1 protein-coding gene is annotated in these 632 nt (G+C 66.6%); it reads right to left on the bottom strand.

Annotation, left to right across the window (positions count from 1 at the left end; translation table 11 throughout):
* The coding region (locus tag BST14_RS28220) for an AMP-binding enzyme (protein ID WP_142279685.1) at positions 1-632 on the bottom strand (632 nt) is incomplete at both ends.

Below are 632 nucleotides of genomic sequence, written 5' to 3'. Positions count from 1 at the left end.
CCGCCTAGGTCGAAGAAGGAGTCGTCGACCCCGACCCGGGACAGCCCCAGGACTTGGGCGTAGATACCGGCCAGGATCTCTTCGACCGCGGTGCTCGGCGGGCGATAGTTATCGGCGTTGCGATAGTCCGGGGCGGGCAGCGCGCGGGTATCGAGTTTGCCGTTGACCGTCAACGGCAGCGATTCGAGCACCACCACCGCGGCCGGGACCATGTAGCCCGGCAACCGCTCAGCCACCGCAGCGCGCACCGCGGCCGGATCAACGGTGCCGGTCACATAACCAACCAGCCGGGTATCACCAGCACCATCGGCACGAGCAACGACCGCCGCCTGCACCACACCATCAACGCCGCCCAGCGCGGCCTGAATCTCGCCCAGCTCGATCCGATACCCGCGGATCTTGACCTGCTCATCAGCGCGGCCCACATACCGCAGCTGCCCATCAAAACCCCAATACACCAGATCCCCGGTGCGATACATCCGCATACCCGGCTCGCCGAACGGGCAAGCCACAAACCGCGACGCCGACAACCCAGGACGCCGCCAATACCCGACCCCCACCCCGGCACCAGCCACATACAACTCACCAACCACCCCAGCCGGCACCGGCCGCAACCACCCGTCGAGCACAAA

This window comes from Mycobacterium arosiense ATCC BAA-1401 = DSM 45069, assembly GCF_002086125.1.
Lineage (GTDB): Bacteria > Actinomycetota > Actinomycetes > Mycobacteriales > Mycobacteriaceae > Mycobacterium > Mycobacterium arosiense.
The sequence above is the reverse complement of the archived record's forward strand: the minus strand, read 5'-3'. Positions and strand labels throughout refer to the sequence as shown.